Source organism: Streptomyces mobaraensis (genome assembly GCF_020099395.1).
In the GTDB taxonomy this organism is placed as follows: domain Bacteria; phylum Actinomycetota; class Actinomycetes; order Streptomycetales; family Streptomycetaceae; genus Streptomyces.
Map to the genome: position 1 here is coordinate 7,500,801 of NZ_CP083590.1, position 18,801 is coordinate 7,519,601.

Annotated in this window: 16 protein-coding genes; 11 read left to right on the forward strand and 5 right to left on the reverse strand. The window is 73.7% G+C overall.

Going from position 1 to position 18,801, the window contains the following annotated elements; translation table 11 throughout:
- Positions 1–8 precede the first annotated feature (8 nt).
- Positions 9–575 carry a TetR/AcrR family transcriptional regulator gene (locus tag K7I03_RS32920; RefSeq protein ID WP_185943080.1) on the forward strand — a complete coding sequence of 189 codons (567 nt, stop codon included), beginning with the start codon at positions 9–11 and terminating at the stop codon, positions 573–575.
- Here the strand turns inward: K7I03_RS32920 and K7I03_RS32925 are convergent.
- The gene (locus tag K7I03_RS32925) at positions 551–1,231 is read right to left on the reverse strand and encodes a TetR/AcrR family transcriptional regulator C-terminal domain-containing protein (RefSeq protein WP_185943079.1); all 681 of its coding nucleotides are present in this window, start codon (positions 1,229–1,231) and stop codon (positions 551–553) included. The two genes, K7I03_RS32920 and K7I03_RS32925, sit on opposite strands and share 25 nt — an antisense overlap.
- 115 nt (positions 1,232–1,346) lie before the next feature.
- On the opposite strand from K7I03_RS32925, the gene K7I03_RS32930 reads away from it, so the two are divergent.
- From K7I03_RS32930 to K7I03_RS32945, 4 genes are all read left to right on the forward strand, one after another.
- A complete protein-coding gene (locus K7I03_RS32930; RefSeq protein ID WP_313772159.1) occupies positions 1,347–1,886 on the forward strand; it encodes an FAD-dependent monooxygenase in 540 nt (179 codons plus the stop codon).
- Positions 1,831–2,337, forward strand: coding sequence for a macro domain-containing protein (locus K7I03_RS32935; protein ID WP_185943078.1), 507 nt, complete (start codon positions 1,831–1,833; stop codon positions 2,335–2,337). The genes K7I03_RS32930 and K7I03_RS32935 overlap by 56 nt, the downstream gene beginning before the upstream one ends.
- 123 nt (positions 2,338–2,460) lie before the next feature.
- The gene (locus K7I03_RS32940) at positions 2,461–3,441 is read left to right on the forward strand and encodes a COX15/CtaA family protein (protein ID WP_224347345.1); all 981 of its coding nucleotides are present in this window, start codon (positions 2,461–2,463) and stop codon (positions 3,439–3,441) included.
- Between the two features lie 146 nt (positions 3,442–3,587).
- Positions 3,588–5,027, forward strand: a complete 1,440-nt coding sequence (locus K7I03_RS32945; protein WP_185943077.1) for an FAD-dependent monooxygenase — start codon at positions 3,588–3,590, stop codon at positions 5,025–5,027.
- A gap of 82 nt (positions 5,028–5,109) precedes the next feature.
- Here the strand turns inward: K7I03_RS32945 and K7I03_RS32950 are convergent, their stop codons facing one another.
- Positions 5,110–6,621, reverse strand: coding sequence for a glycoside hydrolase family 3 protein (locus tag K7I03_RS32950; RefSeq protein ID WP_185943076.1), 1,512 nt, complete (start codon positions 6,619–6,621; stop codon positions 5,110–5,112).
- Between the two features lie 605 nt (positions 6,622–7,226).
- On the opposite strand from K7I03_RS32950, the gene K7I03_RS32955 reads away from it, so the two are divergent.
- Genes K7I03_RS32955 through K7I03_RS32975 form a run of 5 tightly spaced genes read left to right on the forward strand, consistent with a single transcriptional unit; the run spans position 7,227 to position 12,622 of the window.
- Positions 7,227–8,345 carry a phytanoyl-CoA dioxygenase family protein gene (locus tag K7I03_RS32955; RefSeq protein ID WP_185943075.1) on the forward strand — a complete coding sequence of 373 codons (1,119 nt, stop codon included), beginning with the start codon at positions 7,227–7,229 and terminating at the stop codon, positions 8,343–8,345.
- Positions 8,327–9,646, forward strand: coding sequence for a DUF6271 family protein (locus tag K7I03_RS32960; protein WP_185943074.1), 1,320 nt, complete (start codon positions 8,327–8,329; stop codon positions 9,644–9,646). Before K7I03_RS32955 ends, K7I03_RS32960 begins: the two co-directional genes overlap by 19 nt.
- Positions 9,646–10,866: a type III PLP-dependent enzyme gene (locus K7I03_RS32965; protein ID WP_185943073.1), complete on the forward strand. Its 1,221-nt coding sequence runs from the start codon at positions 9,646–9,648 to the stop codon at positions 10,864–10,866. Before K7I03_RS32960 ends, K7I03_RS32965 begins: the two co-directional genes overlap by 1 nt.
- On the forward strand, positions 10,863–11,450 hold the full coding sequence (locus K7I03_RS32970) for a GNAT family N-acetyltransferase (protein WP_185943072.1): 588 nt from the start codon (positions 10,863–10,865) through the stop codon (positions 11,448–11,450). Before K7I03_RS32965 ends, K7I03_RS32970 begins: the two co-directional genes overlap by 4 nt.
- Entirely contained in the window at positions 11,450–12,622 is a 1,173-nt protein-coding gene (locus K7I03_RS32975; RefSeq protein WP_185943071.1) for an MFS transporter, read from the forward strand. Before K7I03_RS32970 ends, K7I03_RS32975 begins: the two co-directional genes overlap by 1 nt.
- 195 nt (positions 12,623–12,817) lie before the next feature.
- On the opposite strand, the gene K7I03_RS32980 is transcribed toward K7I03_RS32975, so the two are convergent.
- Together K7I03_RS32980 and K7I03_RS32985 are read right to left on the reverse strand one after the other, a co-directional pair.
- Positions 12,818–14,539, reverse strand: a complete 1,722-nt coding sequence (locus K7I03_RS32980) for an acyl-CoA dehydrogenase family protein (RefSeq protein WP_185943177.1) — start codon at positions 14,537–14,539, stop codon at positions 12,818–12,820.
- A 68-nt stretch (positions 14,540–14,607) separates the two neighbouring features.
- Positions 14,608–15,186, reverse strand: a complete 579-nt coding sequence (locus tag K7I03_RS32985; RefSeq protein ID WP_185943070.1) for a PadR family transcriptional regulator — start codon at positions 15,184–15,186, stop codon at positions 14,608–14,610.
- A gap of 415 nt (positions 15,187–15,601) precedes the next feature.
- Here K7I03_RS32985 and K7I03_RS32990 point away from each other — a divergent pair, with 415 nt between their 5' ends.
- A complete protein-coding gene (locus tag K7I03_RS32990) occupies positions 15,602–17,488 on the forward strand; it encodes a DUF11 domain-containing protein (RefSeq protein WP_185943069.1) in 1,887 nt (628 codons plus the stop codon).
- Positions 17,489–17,579: 91 nt separating this feature from the next.
- Here the strand turns inward: K7I03_RS32990 and K7I03_RS32995 are convergent, their stop codons facing one another.
- Positions 17,580–18,782, reverse strand: coding sequence for an MFS transporter (locus K7I03_RS32995; RefSeq protein WP_185943068.1), 1,203 nt, complete (start codon positions 18,780–18,782; stop codon positions 17,580–17,582).
- Positions 18,783–18,801: the final 19 nt, after the last annotated feature.

Here is an 18,801-nt window from a genome sequence, read left to right on the forward strand (position 1 = left end):
CTGGGGTCATGAGCCCCAGACCCGCCGTACGCCCCGGCGGCCGCAGTGCCCGCGTCCAGGAATCCGTCCACCGGGCCGTACGCGAACTCCAGGCCGAGGGGGCCACCCTGACCGTGCCGCTCGTCGCGGCCCGGGCCGGGGTGACCCCCTCGACCGTCTACCGCCGCTGGGGCGACCTCCAGGAGCTGCTCTCCGACGTCGCGGTGGAACGCCTGCGCCCGGAGGCGCCCCCGGCGGACCACGGCGACCTGCGGGCCGACCTGGAGCACTGGGCCGTGGCCTTCCTGGAGGAGATGTCGTCCCCGCCCGGCCGCTCGTACATCCGCGACGCCCTCGCCGGCGACCCGGACGGCTCCCACGCCGGCCAGTGCTCCGGTTTCGCGCACGACCAGGTCGAGCTGATCCTCGACCGCGCGGCGGAGCGCGGCGAGCACGTACCGGACGCGGAGACCGTGATGGACCACCTGGTGGCGCCGATGATCTACCGCGTCCTCTTCCGCCCCGGACCGCTCGACGCCGCCTTCGCCCGCCGGCTCGTCGCGACCGTCTTCTACCGGCTGATGCCCCTGCCCTGACCCGGCGGGCCACCGGGCGCCGCCGGCAGCGCGGCGGCGCGGAGGATCTGCCCCACCCCGAACCGGAACCGCGCCTCGAAATCGACGGACAGGAAGTCCTCCAGCGCGGCGCCCAGCCCCGGGAACTCCCGTACGTCCACGCCCGCGCGCAGCCGGTCGCGGGCGCCGGTGGCGGGCACGGCCTGCTCCTCCTGGACGAGACCCAGGGTGAAGTAGAAGAGGTTCCAGGCCGTCCACGCGGCCGACCGGCGGTCGGGGCAGCCGCGCAGCAGCGCGGTCAGCAGGCGGTCGGCGACCGCCAGGGTCCGCGGCTCCGCGGGGAACGTGCCCGCGACGAGCGCGGCGCCGTCCCGGTGCCCGAGCATCGCCCGGCGCAGCCGCCCCAGCAGTTCGGCCGCCTGCTCGTCCCACTCCTCGGGCAGGTCCTCCAGCCCGACCTCCCCGAGGACGGCCTCCGCCATCGCGTCCAGCAGCCGGTCCTTGCTGCGGATGTGCCACATGACGGTGTTCATGCTGACACCGAGCTCCGCCGCGATCGCCCGGGTGGAGAGCTTGCCGATGCCGCCCCTGTCGAGGACGTCGAACGCCGCGCCGACCACGTGGTCGAGCGTGATGCCGACCTTGGAGCGGTCGGCCGTCCCTTGCTTCTTGGTCACTGATCGATTGTATCTTGGGCGCAGGCGGTCTTGGTCAGTGATAGAGACTCACGATTCGGTCAGTTCCGGCGAGTTCGGGGTGAGTCCGGTGAATTCGATGAGGGAGAGCGAAGCCATGGAACAGAGCGTCGTCATCGTCGGCGGCGGGCCGACGGGGTCGTGGCTGGCCTGTGAACTGCGGGTGGCCGGCGTCCCCACGGTGGTCCTGGAGCGGGATCCGGGCATCGACCCGCGCTCCCGGGCGCTGACGGTCCACCCCCGGACGATCGAGACCCTGGCCCTCCGCGACGCCCACCGGGACCTGCTGGCCGAAGGCGGCCGGATCCCCAGCGGACACTTCGCGGTGCTCGACGAGCGCCTCGACTTCCGGGGGCTGGACACCGACTTCCCGTTCACGCTCACGATCCCGCAGGCGCGCACCACGGAACTGCTCCGGCGGCGCGCCCTCGGCCTGGGCGCGGACCTGCGGCGCGGACACCGGGTGACGGACTGCGCGGAGACCGGCGACGGGGTCGCCGTGTCGGTCGAGGGACCCGACGGGGCTGCCGGAGGCCGCCGACGGAGCCGGATTGTCAGTGGTACCCCCTACCGTTGCGGACATGGGAACGGACAGGGGGACGGGCGTGGCAACGGACATCGCATACGTACGGGGTGACGCGACGGCACCGCGGGGCAAGGGGCCCCGGGTGATCGCGCACGTCTGCAACGACCTGGGCGGCTGGGGCAAGGGCTTCGTCGTGGCGCTCTCGCGGCGCTGGCCGGAGCCCGAGCGGGAGTACCGGCGCTGGCACCGCGCCCGCGCCGACAACGACTTCGGCCTCGGCGCCGTGAAAATGGTGCCGGTGGGACGGGAGTTGTGGATCGCCAACATGGTCGGGCAGCGCGGCATACGCACCGGCCGCGGCAGTGGTGTGCCCGTGCGCTACGAGGCGATCGACGCGGCCCTGGCGAAGCTCGCGGACGAGGCCGCCCGGCTCGGCGCCTCCGTGCACATGCCCCGCATCGGCTGCGGCCTGGCGGGAGGGCGCTGGGAGCGGGTGGAGCCCTTGATACGGGCGCGGCTGACGGACCGGGGGATACCGGTCACGGTGTACGACCACGGCTGACCGCGCCCGCCGTGGGCCCCCGGGTGGCGGTGGGCCCCGCCGGTCCTGTCCAGAACGGCACCCTTGCCACCACCCCGCGCGTACGCTGACGCCCAGGTATCACGGAGCACGAAAGGGATCATCGTGCGCACACCTCTCTCCTGGCTCGCCGACCGCTATACGCTCGCGCCCCGCAGCGTCCGATGGGCAACGCTCCTTTCGGTCGTGGCCAGTATCGGCATCGTCGTCACCGGTGGCGTCGTCCGCGTCACCGGCTCCGGTCTGGGCTGTACGGACTGGCCGGCCTGTTCGGACAGCACCCTCGCCCCGACCGCGGAGATGGGGATGCACGGTGCCATCGAGTTCGGCAACCGCCTGCTCACCGGCGTGCTCTGCGCCATCGTGGGCTGGGTCATCGTCGCGGCGCGGCTCCAGCGCACCCCGATGCCCTCCGTACTGCGCGGCGGCTGGGCGCAGTTCTGGATCGTCGTTCTGAACGCGCTGGTCGGCGGCCTCACCGTCAAGATGAAGCTCAGCCCGTACATCGTCGCCGCGCACTTCCTCGCCGCGATGCTGCTGCTCACGGCCGCGGTGGTCACCTGGCACCGGGTCCGGCGGCACGGAGAGGAGGCGAGACCGGCGGTGCCGATGCCGCCGGCCGTCCGCCCCGCCACCGTCGCCCTGGTCGCCGCCAACGCCCTCCTCATCCTGGTGGGCACCCTCGCCACGGGCACCGGCCCGCACGCCGGTGACTCGTCCGACGTCTCCCGGATGCCCCTGAACTGGAGGTTCGTCACCACGCTGCACGGTCTGCTGGGCGCCGCCGTGCTGGGCCTGCTGGTCTACCTGCTGTCCGTCCTGCCCAAGCGCGGCCACGCCCTGGCCCGGCAGAAGACCGTGCTCCTGCTCATCGCCGTCGTGGCGCAGGGAGGCATCGGCCTGATGCAGTCCCTGAGCGGTCTGCCCGCCCTGGCCGTCGTCCTCCACCTCTTCGGCTCGGCCCTCGTCTGGGCCGGCGCCGTGCAGGTATACCTCACGGTCGGAACGGCGAATTCAGGCCGTCCGGCGCCGGCCGCCGAGACCGAAAACCGACCCGAGCGCCCGACCACGCTCTCCAGCCGCTGACGCCCTGGTGCGCCACCCCCTCGGTCGGCTTACCGAGAATCAATCATTACTGAGTTGCCTTTTCGGGGGCCGATGGGCTTTCATGGCGGGGCGGCGCGTGCGGACAGCGGGCGTCGCCTCAGTGCTCACCGGGGGAAGGAACCGCCATGACCCGCACCACCGCCCCGTCGGACACCTCGGTACTGATCGTCGGCGCCGGGCCCACGGGGCTGACGCTGGCCATCGTGCTGGCGCGCGCCGGCGTGGCCGTCCGCGTCGTCGAGAAGGCGCCGGCGTTCCACCGGGAGTCCCGCGGCAAGGGGCTCAACCAGCGCGGCAGGGAGATCTTCGAGGACCTGGGGGTGGGCGAGGAGGCCACCGCCTCCGGCATCGAGCACATCACCCTGCGCAAATACCGCGGCGGCGTCCCCGTCAGCGACTACGTGAGCTTCGAGAACAACACCCCGACGGCCGACACGCCGTACGCGAGCGGGCTGCTCCTCCCGCAGTGGCGGACCGAGGAGATCCTCCGCGGGCGCCTGGCCCGGCTCGGCGTCGAGGTCGAACTGGGCAGTGAACTCACCGGGTTGCTCCAGGACGAGGGCGGGGTGACCGCCACCCTCGCCGACGGCCGGCGGATCCGGGCCGGCCGGCTCGTCGGCTGCGACGGCGGGCGCGGGTCCGTCCGCAAGCTCCTCGGCCTCTCCTTCGAAGGCGCCACCGAGGCCGAGGAGTGCATGGTGATCGGCGACGTACGGGCCGACGGGCTCGACCCGGCCTACTGGCACCAGTGGTTCGACGAGGACGGCGGCATCATGCTCTGCCCCTTCCGCGGCAGCGACCACTGGCAGCTCCAGGCCGCGCCCGAGCGCGACGCCGACGGCGCGGTGCTGCCGCCCTCCGAGGAGTCCTTCCAGCGGACCTTCGACCGCCACGCCCGCATGCCGCACGTCCGCCTGACCGACGTGCGGTGGACCTCGGTCTACCGCATCAGCGTCCGCATGGCCGACCGGTTCCGCGTCGGCCGCGTCTTCCTCGCCGGCGACGCCGCGCACGTCCACTCCATCGCCGGGGGAATGGGCATGAACACCGGTATCCAGGACGCCTTCAACCTCGGCTGGAAGCTGGCGCTCGTGCACCGCGGCGAGGCGGCGGAGCCGCTGCTCGACACCTACGAGGAGGAGCGCCTGCCGGTCGCCGCGTGGACCCTGCGGCTGACCGACGAGCGCCTCGGCGCGGTACGCGAGGGCGTGCGCAGGGCGGGCGTGGGCACGGAGGCCGCCGTCACCGAGGACACCACGACGCTGCGCGTCGGCTACCCGTGGAGTTCGCTGGCGTGGGGCGGCCTCGACGCGGGCGAGCGTGCGGGCGGGGTACGGCGCGGCGAGGGCGGCCCGTGGTTCACCCTGCGCGGCCCGGACGGCCCGGCGCTGCGCGAACTGGCCGGAGAATTCGGCGGCTTGGTCCGCGCCCAGGAGGAACCGGCGGCCCGGGACCTGCTGCTGGTCCGGCCCGACCACCATGTCGCGCTGCGCGTCCCGCCGTCCGACGCGGGGGAGGTGGCGGAGCGGCTGGCCGGGCTGCGTTCCGGCCCGTCCGGCGGGTGAGGACCTCGCGGCGCGGCCGCGAGGCCGGGGCTCCGGGGCGCGGCCCTGGCGGAAACGGTGAAGGAGTGGGGCGGGGGAGGGCTCAGCGCTTGCCCGCCAGCACCTCCGCCGCGGCCACCCCGCAAGCCGTGCTCGCGCCGTGGGTGAAGATCTGCACCGCCCCCGGCGCCTCGGCCCCCGGCAGCCCCATCTCGACGACGATCGCGTCGGGACGCGCCGTGGTGAGGTCCGCGAGCGCCCGGCTCATCCACGCGTGGCGCGGGGCGTCCCGCGTGACGACGACCAGCGGCCGGCCCACCGCCGCCCCCAGCGCGCGCGTCTCCAGCGCGGCGTCGGGCGCGGCCAGGTCCTGCGGGCACAGCCGGACGGAGGTCGTCCCGGGCAGCCGCTCGCTCAGCGGGCCGGCGACGCCCCACGGGGTCTCCTTGCCGATGGCCAGGTTCGTGGCGGGGGCCAGCTCCACCACGTGGGGCGGCGCGGACAGCGGCAGCGCGGCGTCCACGGCCCCGGTCAGCCGGAGGGCGCGGCGGGCGGCGGCGAACCCGATGTCCCCGTCGGCCCCGCCGGCGGAGGCGGCCCGGCGCAGCCCCGCCGACCAGTCCGCGAACGACCGCACCCGGCCGGCCGCCTCCGCGAGCCGCTCCTCGGCGAGGTCGCCGCGGACCACCGCGTCCACGAGGGCGTCCGTCAGGAGGCGGGCGGTGGACTCCTCGGCGCTCTCGCCGCCCACGCAGACGGCGTCGACGCCGGCGGCCACCGCCTTCACCGCGGCCCCGCCGATGCCGTGCGGGCCGGAGACCGCGCCCATCTCGATGGCGTCGCTCACGATCAGGCCGTCGAAGCCGAGCTCTCCGCGGAGCAGGTCGAGCAGGATCCGCCGGCTCAGCGTGGCGGGCAGGTCGCGGTCGTAGGCGGGCACCAGCAGGTGGCCGCTCATGACGGCGCGGACGCCCGCGTCCACGGCGGCGCGGAATGGCGGCAGAGCCTGCGCGGCGATCTCCTCCCGGCCGGCGCCGTAGACCGGCAGGTCGTGGTGGGAGTCGACGGCGACGTCGCCGTGGCCGGGGAAGTGCTTGGCGCAGGCCGCCACGCCGGACGACTGGAGCCCGCGGATCCACGCGGCGGTGTGCCGGGAGACCACCGCCGGGCCGGAGCCGAAGGACCGGACGCCGATGATCGGGTTGTCCGGGTTGGAGTTGACGTCCGCGCTGGGCGCGTAGTCCAGGCTCACCCCGGCGGCGCGCAGTTGGCGGCCCAGGTCGGCGGCGACGGCCTCGGTCAGCCCGGTGTCGTCGACCGTGCCGAGGGCGAGGTTGCCCGGCCGGGTGGAACCCGTCCCGGACTCGATCCGGGTGACGTCCCCGGCCTCCTCGTCGATCGCGACGACCAGATCGGGGTTCTCCGCCCGGAGCCGCTCGGTGAGCCGGGCGACCTGCTCGGGGGAGACGATGTTGCGCGAGAAGAGGACGACGGAGGCCAGCCCGTCGCCGATGTCCCGCAGCACCCAGTCCGGCGCCTCGGTGCCCACGAAACCCGGCTGCAGGACGGAGAGGGCGAGTCGCCGCAACGCGTTGCTGTGCTGACTGGAGGACATCGGCCGGTGCCTTTCGGTGGGGGAGCGGCCAGCGAAGGCGTCGGCGGAGCGGCGGCGACACTCTCGATGGCTTTGGTATAGACCAACAAGGGTGCGCTTAGGTTAACCGCATGTGTCAAGAGGGTGTGCGGCATCACTTCGACGGACAACGTCCGGGTTTGCGGGGTTCGTTCGCGGCCTGACGGGGCCTCACGCGCGCCCGCGCAGAGCGGGCGAATGGATCATGAGCGTGTGAAATGATCTCAATTCGGATGTTGACATTCGGAGTTGGTCTAGTCCACCTTGATCGGGTGCACATACAGCGTGGGGCGCGTGAGGCGCGCGGCCCGGAAGAACCGACACGGACTCACCGGCCCCCCCGGCGGCGCCCGGGACCACGGCCCGAGACGGGCGCCGTTCCCGGAGGCGTGACGAGCCGCGACCGGCTCCCGCCCCACACTCCCTGACGGACGGCCCCGGCCGTCCCGCGTTCCGGACCCACCGGCCGGACCGCGACCCACCCCTGCGCGAAGGCGGCCCCGGCATGCGCCGGCGCCCCTCGCGCCCACCGTGCACCGTTGGCGTTCCCAGATCCGGGGGGCGACAGAAAGGATCCGGAGTACCGCATGCCGACCGCTGACCCTTACCTCCACCGAGCCGTCACCGACCTCCCCTACTTCAGCGCGGACGGCGAGACCTACCTCGCGCGCACCCAACTGAGGGACCTTCAGAAGAGACGGCCCCTCAGAGTGCTGTCCGAGGAGGACTTCGCCTTCTGGCAGACCTACGGCTACGTCATCGTCCGCGAGGCGATCCCCGCGGCCGCCGCCCGGCGCCTCCTCGACTTCGCCTGGGACTTCCAGGGCATGGACCCCGCCCGGCCCGACACCTGGTACCAGGACCGCGAATGGCGCTCCGACCTGGACCGGGAACTGCATGTCTACGGCTTCGTCGAGGCCTACCACCACCAGCTCATCTGGGACAGCCGGCAGACCCGGCGCGTCTACGACGCCTTCGCCGACGTGTGGGACTGCGAAGAGCTGTGGGTGACCCTGGACCGGCTCAACCTCAACCCGCCCAACGTCCGCAACCGCTCCCGCTCCCTGATCGAACGCCGCGAACGCGGCTTCGACATCGAGCTGCACTGGGACGTCGACACCTCCCAGGGCATCCTCCCGCAGCGCGTCCAGGGCATCGTCGCCCTCGACGACACCCGGCCCGACGTCGGCGGCTTCCAGTGCTGTCCCGAACTCTTCCGCCGGTTCGACCGCTGGAAGGCCCTCCAGCCCGACGACCGGGACCCCCTCCGGCCCCGCATCGACCGCGACGACATGCCCGTCGTCCGCCCCGAACTGCGCGCCGGCGACCTGCTCATCTGGAACGGCCTGCTGGCCCACGGAGTGGCGCCCAACACGTCGGAGGACGGGGTGCGCGCCGTCCAGTACCTGTCCATGATGCCCGCGCTGGAGAACCACCGGGCCCTGCGCGCCTCCCGGATCGCCTCCTGGCGCGACCTCGCCACGCCGGACTGGAACGCCACCCTCCTCGGCGACGCCGTCCGGCACGAGTCCCTGCGCTACGGGCGGGCCGAACTGAACGACCTGGGCGCCAAGTTGCTGGGCCTGCGGACCTGGCACGGCGGATCCACCGGGGAGGACGCCGGCGCCCCCGGAGCCGCCGACGCCGCCACGACCGCCGAGACCGGCTGGGCCACCGAGGAAGAGATATGCGCGGAATCTGTCTGACCCTGCCCACCAACAGGCCCTGCGCCGAGACGATCGCCGCCGTCGGGCGCGAAGCCGCCCACGCCGTCGAGCACTTCGACGTCGAGGTGCACCTGCTCGTCCTCGACTCCTGCGCGCCCGCCGACGCCGCCGCCCACGCCGAGGCCGTCCGCCGGCTGCCCGCGCACCCGCGCATCACGGCGCACCACCTCGACGAGGCCGCGCAGCGGGACTTCCTCCGGCGGGTGATCGCGGACGCCGGCGGGCCCAAGCCCGAGCTGCTGCTCGACCTGATGCTCCCGGACCGCCTCTCCTACGGCGCCTGCACCAACCGCGCGTTCCTCATCGCCGCCGCGCTCGGCTGCGACTCCGTCCACCGCAGGGACTCCGACAGCCGGTACCAGACCCTCGACGGCGAGCCGGTGTACCCGATCCACCACGAGCTGACGTCGCTGGGCCGGCGCGCCGCGGACGCCGGCGCCGACGTCACCGCGACGGCCCTCGCCCCGGAGCACCTCGACCGCCGGGTCGCCATGGTCGGCGCCTCCTTCATCGGCGAACTCTCCGTCGACATCGGGGAGATCGAGTCCCTCGACCCCGCCGTCTACCACGACGTGGTCAGCCTCTGGGCACCCGAGGACTGGACCGCCGAGCAGAAGCGCGACCTCGTCGCCGAGTCCTTCCGCGGCGCCGGCACGGAACCCTTCCGCGGCGACCGCTCCCTGCTCACCCTCGTCGACCCGATGCGCGTGGACATGTGCAACATCGCCTTCCACGACGTCCACGAACGCGTACCGCTGCCGCCCGCCACCGACACCATCGGCAGCGACTACTTCCTCATCCACCTCGTCCACGACGCCGGACTCCCCGGCGTCCTGCACAACCGCCACATCGTCAACTACTACACCGGCGAGCGCCGCACCGACACCGGCTTCACGGCCTACCAGCTGCGCTACGCCAAGTTCCTGCTGTCCATGCTCTACTTCAACGCCGTCTACGCCCGCATGGCCGAGGCCGGCGACACGCTGCTCGACGGCCGCGGACGGGTCCGGGCCTCCGTCGTCGCCGCACTCGCCCGGGAGAGCGCCGGCCTCGACCGGGCCGGGAACGTCCGGCGGCTCGACGCCCTCGACGCCGCCTACCGCCGGCTCGGCGGCCGGTACGCGGAGTTCGCCGACCTGCTGGCCGGCCGCCGCGAGCGCCTCCTCGACGAGGCCCGGCGCGACATCGAGGACTTCGCCCTGCTCACCGAGGCATGGGAGGCCCTGGTCCACGCCGCCCGCACCACCCCCGTCGTCCGCACCCCCTCGGGACGGCCCTGATGAGCGCCGCGACGACTCTGTGCGACAGCCCCGCCGCCACCCCGCTCTTCGCGGCACTCGCCGCCTCCGACGAAGACCGGATCGTCTTCGACCTCGACGGCATCCGCGCCCGCCACGCCGAACTCCGCCGCCAACTCCCGGACGTCGACGTGCGGTTCGCCATGAAGGCGTGCCCGGTCGACGAGGTGCTCGCCACCCTGGCGCGCGCGGGCGCCGGCGTCGACGCCGCGAGCCCGCCGGAAATGGAACAGGCGCTGCGCGCGGGCGTACCGGCCGGCCGCATGCACTACGGCAACACCGTCAAGTCCGACCGGGACATCGCCCACGCCCACCGGCTCGGCATCCGCGACTTCGCGACCGACAGCCTGGAGGACGTGGAGGCCCTCGCCCGCCACGCCCCCGGCGCCCGCGTCTTCTGCCGCGTGGCCACCAGCGGGGAAGGCGCGCTGTGGGGCCTCACCCACAAGTTCGGCTGCCCGCCCGGCCAGGCCGTCCGCGTCCTGGAACGCGCCCGCGAGCTCGGCCTGACCCCGGCCGGCCTCTCCGTGCACGTCGGCTCCCAGCAGATGACGGCCGAGGCGTGGCGCGACGCGCTGACAGCCCTCGGCGAGGTGCTGGCCGTCCTGCGCGGGCGCGGGATCACCCTCGACCACGTCAACCTCGGCGGCGGCCTGCCCGCCCTCGGCTACCTCGACCGGCGGGGCATGCCCCTCGACCCGCCGCTCGACGCCATCTTCGCGGCCATCCGCGAGGGCATGGCCGCGCTGCGGCGGATCCACGGCGCGCCGCTGGACTTCGTCGTGGAACCCGGCCGTCACCTCGTCGCCGACCAGGGCGCCGTCCGCGCCCACGTCGTCCGCCTCGCCGAGCGCCCCCGCCCGGACGGCGGCCGGCAGCACTGGCTGTACCTGAGCGTCGGCAAGTTCAACGGCCTGTACGAGATGGACGCGCTCCAGTACCGGCTGGTGTTCCCCGGGCACCACGACGCCGCGTACGTCCGCGCCGTCCTCGCCGGGCCCACCTGCGACAGCGACGACGCCCACACGCCCGGGCACGCGCCCGTCGAGGTGCCGGGCGACCTCGCCTCGGGCGACCCGGTCTGGGTGCTGTCCTGCGGCGCCTACGCCACCAGCTACATGACCCAGGGCTTCAACGGGATCGCCCCGCTGCCGTACACCTGCGCCGGCGGCGCGGACGACGGAGCGGAGTGGGACCGGTGAGCGGCGGCATCCGCGTCCGCGGCATCGCCGAACGCGACTGGGACGCCGTCGTGGCCCTGGAGGCCGGCGCCTACACCGCGCTCGGCCTCTCCGAGGGGCCCGCCGCGCTGCGCTCCCGCGCGGACGCCTCCCCGGCCACCTGCTTCGTCCTGGACGTCGACTCCCGGCCGGCCGGCTACCTGCTGGCCCTGCCGTACCCGGCGTTCCGCTGCCCGGACCTGACCCGGCCGGAGGTGCCGGAAGCGCCGGGGGCGCCGGCGGACCCGGCCGCCAACCTGCACCTGCACGACATCGTCGTCGCACCCCACCTGCGCCGCAGGGGGCTGGCCCGGCACCTGCTGCGGCACCTCACGCGCACCGCCCGGGCGCGCGGGGACGAACGGATCTCGCTCGTCGCCGTCGGCGGCAGCGAGACGTTCTGGTCGGCCCGCGGATTCGCCGCGCACCCGGACGTGACGCTGCCCGACGGCTACGGCCCGCACGCCGTCTACATGTCCCGGCCGGTGACCGCCGACGACCCAGAGGACCCCCGACCGGGCGGGCCGGCGCCGCACGGCCCGCCCGTGCACCACGAAGCGAGCTGATGTACGTGTTCCGACCCCACGACCCCTTCCAGCGCGCCCAGTTGGCGATCGTCGCGCTGTTCTGCTCCCTGGGCTTCCAGTACGCCACCTGGGCCGCGCGGATCCCGGCCCTCAAGACGGACCTCGGCCTGTCCACGGCCGAGGTCGGCGTCCTGCTGATGGCCGCGGGCATCGGCGCGGCGGTGTCGTTCCCCCTGGTGGCGCTGCTGATGAAGCGCCTGGGCTCCCGGCGGCTCGCCCTGCTGTCGCAACTCGCCCTGGCCCTGCTCCTCCCGGCCCTGGCCGCCGCACCGAACTACCCGGTGGCGCTGCTGGTCCTGGGCGTGGACGGCGTCTGCGTGGGCTGCCTGAACGTCGCCATGAACGCCCAGGGCGCCGCCCTCGAAGCGAGGTTCGAGCGCACGGCCATGGCCCGGCTGCACGCCACGTTCAGCGGCGGCTCCCTGCTCGCCGCGCTCCTCGCCTCCGGCATGACCGCGGTGACGTCGTCGGTCGCGGCACACTTCGGCGTGGCCGCCGCCCTCCTCGTCCTGCTGAACGCGTCGGCGCGGGGCGGACTCCTCACGGAGGAGCAGCCGCGGCCGGAGGAGGCCGGGGAGAAGAAGCCGACGCGCGGACGGTGGGTCCTGCCGTCCCGGATCACGCTCTGGATGTGTTCCGCCATGGCCTTCGGCACCGTCACCGAAGGCGCCATGAACGACTGGTCCACCCTCTACATGAAGGACGTCGCCGACGCGTCCGCCGGACTCGCGCCCCTGGGCATCGCCGTCGTCTCCGGAATGATGGTCGTCGCCCGCCTCTTCGCCGACGGCTGGCGCGACCGCTGGGGCGACGGCCGCGTCGTCCTCCTCGGCAGCGCCCTCGCCGCCGCCGGACTCGCCTTCGCCCTGCTGAGCGGCGGCGTCGCGGCGGCCCTCGCCGGATTCGCCTGCGTCGGCCTGGGCATCGCGGCCGTCACCCCCTGCGTCTACGCGGCGGCGGCCCGGCAGGGCTCCGACTCCCTCACCCTGGTCGCCGCGATGGGCACCACGGGCCTGCTCGCCGGGCCGCCCCTCATCGGCTTCATCGCCAACGCGAGTGGGTTGGCCTGGGGTTTCGCCGCGGTGGCGGTGGCGGCGGGAGTGGTGTCGCTGTGCAGCACGCGGATCCGGTGGACGCCGGTGAGCGGCTGAGGTTCTGGTCCCCAGCCCCGCCCCTTCACCGTTTCCTGGGGCTGCGCCCCAGACCCCCTTGTCCTCAAACTCCCCCAGAGGGGGTACCCCCAACGGGCTGAATTCAGCCCGTCCGGGGTTTGGGGGGGCGGGGGCTTGCCCCCGCAAGAAACGGTGAAAGGGCGGGACTGGGGCACCCCCGGCGACAGCCGTCGCCTACGGCGCCATCTCGTACGCCCCGGACAGCGCCTCCACCCGCTCCCACACCCGCGCCGAGCGCCCCTCGTCCACAACCGGACGACGCACCGCACCCAGCGCCCACCCCTGCTGCGCCTTGGTCGCCGAGTCCTTGCCGTGCAACTCGACCGCATGCGCGGAGAAGTCACGGACGAGCACCGCGCACAGCTCGTCGAGCACGTCCTCGTCCAGCCCCGTCAGGCGCGCCTGCTCCAGGATCAGCTGGCCGTGCACGACGAGGGCGAACAACTGGCCGACCGACAGCAGCAGATCGAGGTCGCGGCTCTGCTCCTCGTCCGGCGCGGCGGTGGTGACGAACGCGCACAGGGCGTCCGCCTGCTCCCGGAAGCGGGCCACGTTGGGCAGGTGGGCGTACGCGTCGAAGGCCGTCCGCCAGTCGTGGAAGCGGATGGAGCCGAGGCCGCGGGCCGGGCCCTGGCGGAAGAGGAACGCGTCGTCGGCCGCGTCGAGGCGGGTGGGCACGGGCTCGTACCCGGCCGGCTCCAGCAGGTGGTTGCGGAGGAACTTGAGGATCAGCGCCAGGTTGACGTGGACCGTGCCCTCCAGCTTCGGCAGGCTCCGGATCTCGACGGCGGCCTGCGCGAAGTAGTTGTCCTTCTCGAAGCCCTTGGCCGCGATGACGTCCCACATCAGGTCGACGACCTTCTCGCCCTCCGTGGTCACCTTCATCTTCGTCATGGGGTTGAAGAGGAGGTAGCGGCGGTCGTCGGGGCCGGCCGAGCGGAAGTAGTCGACCGCGCGGTCGCTGAACAGCTTCATCCCGACCAGGCGGACATAGGCGTCGGTCAGCTCGCGGCGCACGTGCGGGAAGGCGGTGACCGGGCGGCCGTACAGGATGCGGTTGTGCGCGTGGGTGACGGCCTCGTACATCGCGTGCTCGCAGATGCCGATCGAGGCGGTGCACAGGTTGAACTTGCCGACGTTGACCGTGTTCAGCGCCGCGTCGAAGGCGGCGCGGCCGGTGTGCAGCACGTCCTCGGCACGGACCGGGTAGTCCTCCAGCCGGAACTCGCTGACGAACTTCGAGGAGTCGACGACGTTCTTCACCAGGTGGTACGCCGGGTGCCGGCTGTCCGCGGCGAAGAAGACGTAACCGTCGGGGCCCTCGACGTCGGTGCGGCGGCCGAAGACGGAGACGAGGCCGGCCGCGTTGCCGTTGCCGATGTAGTACTTCGAGCCGGTGGCCCGGAAGCCTCCCTCGCCGTCGGGCTCCAGCAGCATGTCGGTGGAGTAGATGTCGGCGCCGTGCGTCTTCTCGGACAGGCCGAACGCGAACACCTCGCCGTCCGCCAGGAGTTCCGCGGCGCGGGCGCGGGCGGCGGCGTTGTCGCTCTGCCACACCGGACCGAGGCCGAGGATGGTGACCTGCCACGCGTACCAGTAGTCGAGCCCGTAGAAGCCCAGGATCTCGTTGAGCGCGGCGATCCGGGCGGTGTCCCAGCGCTTGTCCCCGTCGCCCTCGGCGGCCTCGGCCGGGGTGAGGAACGTCGCGAACAGCCCCTCCTTCGCGGCGAAGGCGAGGAAGTCCGCGAGCCAGGCGCGGGAGCGGTAGTCCTCGATCAGCTTGCGCTTGCCGCGCTCCTCGAACCAGTCGACGGTGGCGCGCAGCAGCCGGCGGGTCTCGGGGTCGAAGTGCGCCGGGTCGTAGGTGCGCGGGTTGAACAGCAGCGGGTCGGCCATGGCCATGGAGGTACGCCTTTCCGGCTCGGGGGATGAGGGATCGGGGGGCTGACTGGCGTCGGGCGCGCTCACCGCGGCGCGGAGCCGATGCGGTGCGGGGCGGTGAGGCGGTGCAGGGTGGCGAGGACGTCGTCCAGCCAGGCGAGCGTCATCCGCTCGTAGGCGATCCCGCCCCGCAGGACGGCGTGCTGGAGCTCCTGGCCGGTGTCGAGCGCCGGGGGCGCCTCGGGGCCGGTGAAGTCGCGCCGCTCGCCCGCGAGGTAGTGGGCGAGCCGCTCGGCGTGGACCCGGCGGTGCCGCTCGACCTCGTCGACCAGCTCGGCCGGGTCCCCGAAGGCCGCGCCCCGGATCTTCACCGCCAGGTCGTGCCGGAGGCCCTCCGGCTCGACCGGCTCCCGCAGCCAGCGGGCGAGCGCCTCGCGGCCCGGGGCCGCCACCGAGTACTCCTTCTTGTCCGGCCGGCCCTGCTGCGGCACCTCCCGGACGTCGATCCAGCCGTCGCCCACCATCCGCTTCAGAACCCGGTAGATCTGCTGGTGGGTGGCGGTCCAGAAGTAGCCGATGGACCGCTCGAACCGCCGGGCCAGCTCATAGCCGGAGCCCGGCTTCTCCAGCAGGGAAACGAGGATCGCGTGCTCGAGCGCCATGCCCTGGATCATCTATGCAACTCGTTTCATAGGAAAGAGCCGCCGTCCGAGTGAGACCGGGCTCACCCCGCCCGCCCGCGGCCGGGCGGGCGCGGCCAGGGGCCAAAGCCGGCCAATGACGCTCCGGGCCCCTGGCGGCAGAAACGGTTACGGACCCGGTTCCGGCCATGGTCAGGGGCATATTCCGGGTGCGCCGGGCGCGCTGCCGGGCCACCGCGGCGGGCCGGTGCGCCGCCTGGGCGCCCCCGCGGCCGGACGGGCCGGTTCCCGCACCGGTGGCGGGATGCCGCCGGTGCGGGCGCGCCGGGCGCACCCGTACGTTCGCGGCGTCACGGACGTCCGCGCGTCGGCACGTCCGCACGTTCACACGTCCGCGACCCGTCCGCACGCGCTCCCTCGCCACGGAGGTACCGGGATGTCGTTATTCCCCTACAAGCAGTCCTTCGCCGGCTCCGCCACTCCGCCCGACTGGAAGCTGTACGGCTCCGCGCGGATGACCGGCCAGGGCTGGCTCAGTCTCACGCCGGCGCAGACGTTCAAGGCGGGAACCGCCCTGCTGAACGTGGCCTTCCCCAGCAGCGACGGCATCTCGGTGCAGTTCGACCTCGCCGCCTACGGCGGCGCCGACCCGGCCGACGGCATGTCGTTCTTCCTCATCGACGGCGCGCACGAGACCGGCGTGGGCGGCCCCGGCGGGGCCCTCGGCTACGCCTGCTACCGCAAGGGGAAGCCGGACCGGCGGCCCGGCGTCTCCCACGGCTACGTCGGCATCGGCGTCGACCAGCACGGCTCGTTCTCCAACCCCGGCGACGCGGGTGACACCGGGCCCGGAACGCGCCCGGACAACGCCGTGCTGCGCGGCTCGGGCGACGGGTACGACGGCTACCGCTACCTCGTCGGCGCGGCCCTGCCGCCGCTGAGCCTCGGCCGGGAGAACCCCACCCGCATCCTGCTCTCGGTCATCGACCGCAAGGTGACGGTCTCCGTCCGCAAGGACAACAACTGGCAGCGCCTGATCGACGGTTACGACCTGCGGAACGCGCCGGGGCAGGCCGCGCTCCCGGCCACGCTGAAGCTCGGCCTGTCGGCCGCCACCGGCGCGCTCACCAACAACTACGAGGTCCGCGACCTCGAAGTGACGCTCCCCGCCGAGTTCCCGCTGGCGATGACCGGTCCGCAGACGGTGGAGGCCGGCTCGCCGATCGGTTACCGGATCACGGTCGAGAACAGGGGCCCCAACGCCGTCCCGGACGCGAAGGTCACCGGCAAGCTCCCGACCGAGGTGACCGGAGCCACCTTCGGGCCGCTCGAACTCGGCGGCGGCGCCACGGCGGGCACCGGCACCATCACGGACGGGACGTTCACCCAACCGCTGCACCTCCCGGTGGGCGGCACGGCCGTCATCCCGCTGAACGGCACCGTCGCCACCGGCGGCAGCGGCAGCATCACCTGCGACGCGACCGTCACCTCGGAGACGCGCGCCAACATCGCGACGCGCTACTCCGACTCCGTCACGACGACGGTCACGGCACCGCCGTCCGCCGAAGTCCCCCTGGGCATGCGGGGACCGGCGACGGCCGACGCGGGCAAGCAGATCTCCTACACGATGACGGTCGAGAACAAGGGCCCGGACGCCGTACCGGCCGCCCGGCTCACCGGCACCCTCGCCCCGCGGCTCACCGGACCGGCGTTCGAGACGCCCCAGCTCTCCGGAGGCGCCACGGCCGGCGAAGGCACCATCTCCGGCGGCGACTTCGTCCAGCCCCTGAACCTGCCCCGGGGCGGCGCGGCCGTCATCCGCGTCACCGGCACGATCGAACGCGGCTTCACCGGTGACATCACCAGCACGTCGAAGATCGAGACGCCGGACGTCGTCAACACCTCACCGGACAAGGCCGGAAGCGTCACGACCAAGGTGAGCCCGCCGAAGATCGACGTCACCATCAAGACGAAGAACGGGTTCGAGCAGAGCTGGCCTCCCGAGGCGACGGGCTACGTCTGGTCGTACACCTTCACCCTCGCCGCCAGCGAGAACCGCGTCCAGCAGTGGCGGCTCTCCTTCGACGGGCTGCCGGCCGGCAGCCGGTTCAACCCGGCGGTCACCGACCACTGGTACACGGTGGTGAAGGACGGCAGTGAGGACGGACACCTCGTCATCGAATCCCCGGCGACCGGCCACAGCATCGAGCCCGGGACACCGCTGGACGTCCACGTGCAGGTGCTGCACCGCTCCCTCGCCGAGTCCAATGAGGGCCTGGTCTACAACCTTCAGGGCATCGCCTTGAGGGAGAGCGGCCACTGAGGCACGACGGATCCGGCCACGAAGGATCCGGCCACGGCGGGCCCGGCTCCGGTGGGGCCGGGCCCGCTGCCGTCGTACGGTGCGGGCCGGGCTACGCCCCGTCCTCCGCCCCCGGGGACGCCTCGCCGCCCGAAGCCGCCGCCGCGGCGCCGACCCGGCCCAGGAGCCAGGTCAGCAGCCAGGCCGCCGCCCCGAGCGCGGCGGTGGCCGCGGCCCAGGCCAGGTCCGCGTGGAGCAGCGCGGCGCCGGCCGCGGCGACGCCCGCCATCGACTGCTGGAGGAAGCCGCAGAGGGAGACGGCGTAGGCGCCGTCGCCCGGCCGGTCGCTCACGGCGGCGGCCATGCTGTTCGGGAACAGGACGGACTGCCCGAACGTGGTCACGCAGTACAGCGCCACGAACACCGCCAGGGCGCCGCCGTCCGGCAGTCCCGGCACGGACCACAGCACGACCGTCGCCGCGCCCGCCGCCGTCATGACGGCCGCCCCGGCGGCCATGAGCCGTCCCGCGCCCACCCGGCCCACCAGGCGGTTGACGGTCATCGCCCCGGCGAAGTAGGCGGCGCCCAGGAGCAGTCCGAGGCTCCCGTACCGGTCGGCGGTGAGCCCGAAGCGCTCCCGGAAGACGAACGGAGCGACCTCCTGCAGCAGCACGATCGTGGCGAACCCGGCGCCGCCGGCCAGAGCCGGCAGCAGGAACCCCGGCCGCCCGCCGATGGCGAGGCAGATCCGCAGCACCTCCGAGGGCCGCCGCACGGCCCGGCCCGGCGCGAACGGCACGGCGAAGGTCAGCGCCGCCGCCACCGAGCCCACCGCGGCGAGGACGACGAACCCCACCTCCCAGTGGGCGTACCTGCCGATCAGGCCGCCGAGGAACTGCCCGCCGCCCATCGCGGTGATGAACGCCACCGACAGCACCGACAGGCGGCGGGCCAGCTCGTCGCCGCTCCAGCGGTCGCGCACCAGGATGCGGGCGATGATCGCGGCACCGCCCGCCCCGACGCCCTGCGCCGCGCGCAGCACCAGCAGGGCCTCGGGCGACCGCACCAGCGCGACGAGGACGCCGGCGGCCACGAACAGCGCCAGTGCGACGAGCAGCGGCCCCCGCCGCCCGTAACGGTCCGCGGCCGCACCCCACAGGACCACCGGCGCCGCGGCGCCGATCACGAACGCCGAGACGGACAGCGCCGCGTAACCCCGCGAGATCCCGAAGTCGGCGGCGACGGTGGGCAGGGACGGGAGGTAGACGGTCGTCGCCATCTGCGCCGTGAACACCAGCAGGCAGGCGAGTGCCATGACCCGCCGGTCGGCCCGC

Excerpts from the sequence above, each read along its gene's own strand:
- K7I03_RS32920 (WP_185943080.1), top strand. The coding sequence starts at position 9 with ATGAGCCCCAGACCCGCCGTACGCCCCGGCGGCCGCAGTGCCCGCGTC.
- K7I03_RS32930 (WP_313772159.1), top strand. The coding sequence starts at position 1,347 with ATGGAACAGAGCGTCGTCATCGTCGGCGGCGGGCCGACGGGGTCGTGG.
- K7I03_RS32935 (WP_185943078.1), top strand. The coding sequence starts at position 1,831 with ATGGGAACGGACAGGGGGACGGGCGTGGCAACGGACATCGCATACGTA.
- K7I03_RS32945 (WP_185943077.1), top strand. The coding sequence starts at position 3,588 with ATGACCCGCACCACCGCCCCGTCGGACACCTCGGTACTGATCGTCGGC.
- K7I03_RS32950 (WP_185943076.1), bottom strand. The coding sequence starts at position 6,621 with ATGTCCTCCAGTCAGCACAGCAACGCGTTGCGGCGACTCGCCCTCTCC.
- K7I03_RS32955 (WP_185943075.1), top strand. The coding sequence starts at position 7,227 with ATGCCGACCGCTGACCCTTACCTCCACCGAGCCGTCACCGACCTCCCC.
- K7I03_RS32960 (WP_185943074.1), top strand. The coding sequence starts at position 8,327 with ATGCGCGGAATCTGTCTGACCCTGCCCACCAACAGGCCCTGCGCCGAG.
- K7I03_RS32965 (WP_185943073.1), top strand. The coding sequence starts at position 9,646 with ATGAGCGCCGCGACGACTCTGTGCGACAGCCCCGCCGCCACCCCGCTC.
- K7I03_RS32975 (WP_185943071.1), top strand. The coding sequence starts at position 11,450 with ATGTACGTGTTCCGACCCCACGACCCCTTCCAGCGCGCCCAGTTGGCG.
- K7I03_RS32980 (WP_185943177.1), bottom strand. The coding sequence starts at position 14,539 with ATGGCCGACCCGCTGCTGTTCAACCCGCGCACCTACGACCCGGCGCAC.
- K7I03_RS32985 (WP_185943070.1), bottom strand. The coding sequence starts at position 15,186 with ATGGCGCTCGAGCACGCGATCCTCGTTTCCCTGCTGGAGAAGCCGGGC.
- K7I03_RS32990 (WP_185943069.1), top strand. The coding sequence starts at position 15,602 with ATGTCGTTATTCCCCTACAAGCAGTCCTTCGCCGGCTCCGCCACTCCG.
- K7I03_RS32995 (WP_185943068.1), bottom strand. The coding sequence starts at position 18,782 with ATGGCACTCGCCTGCCTGCTGGTGTTCACGGCGCAGATGGCGACGACC.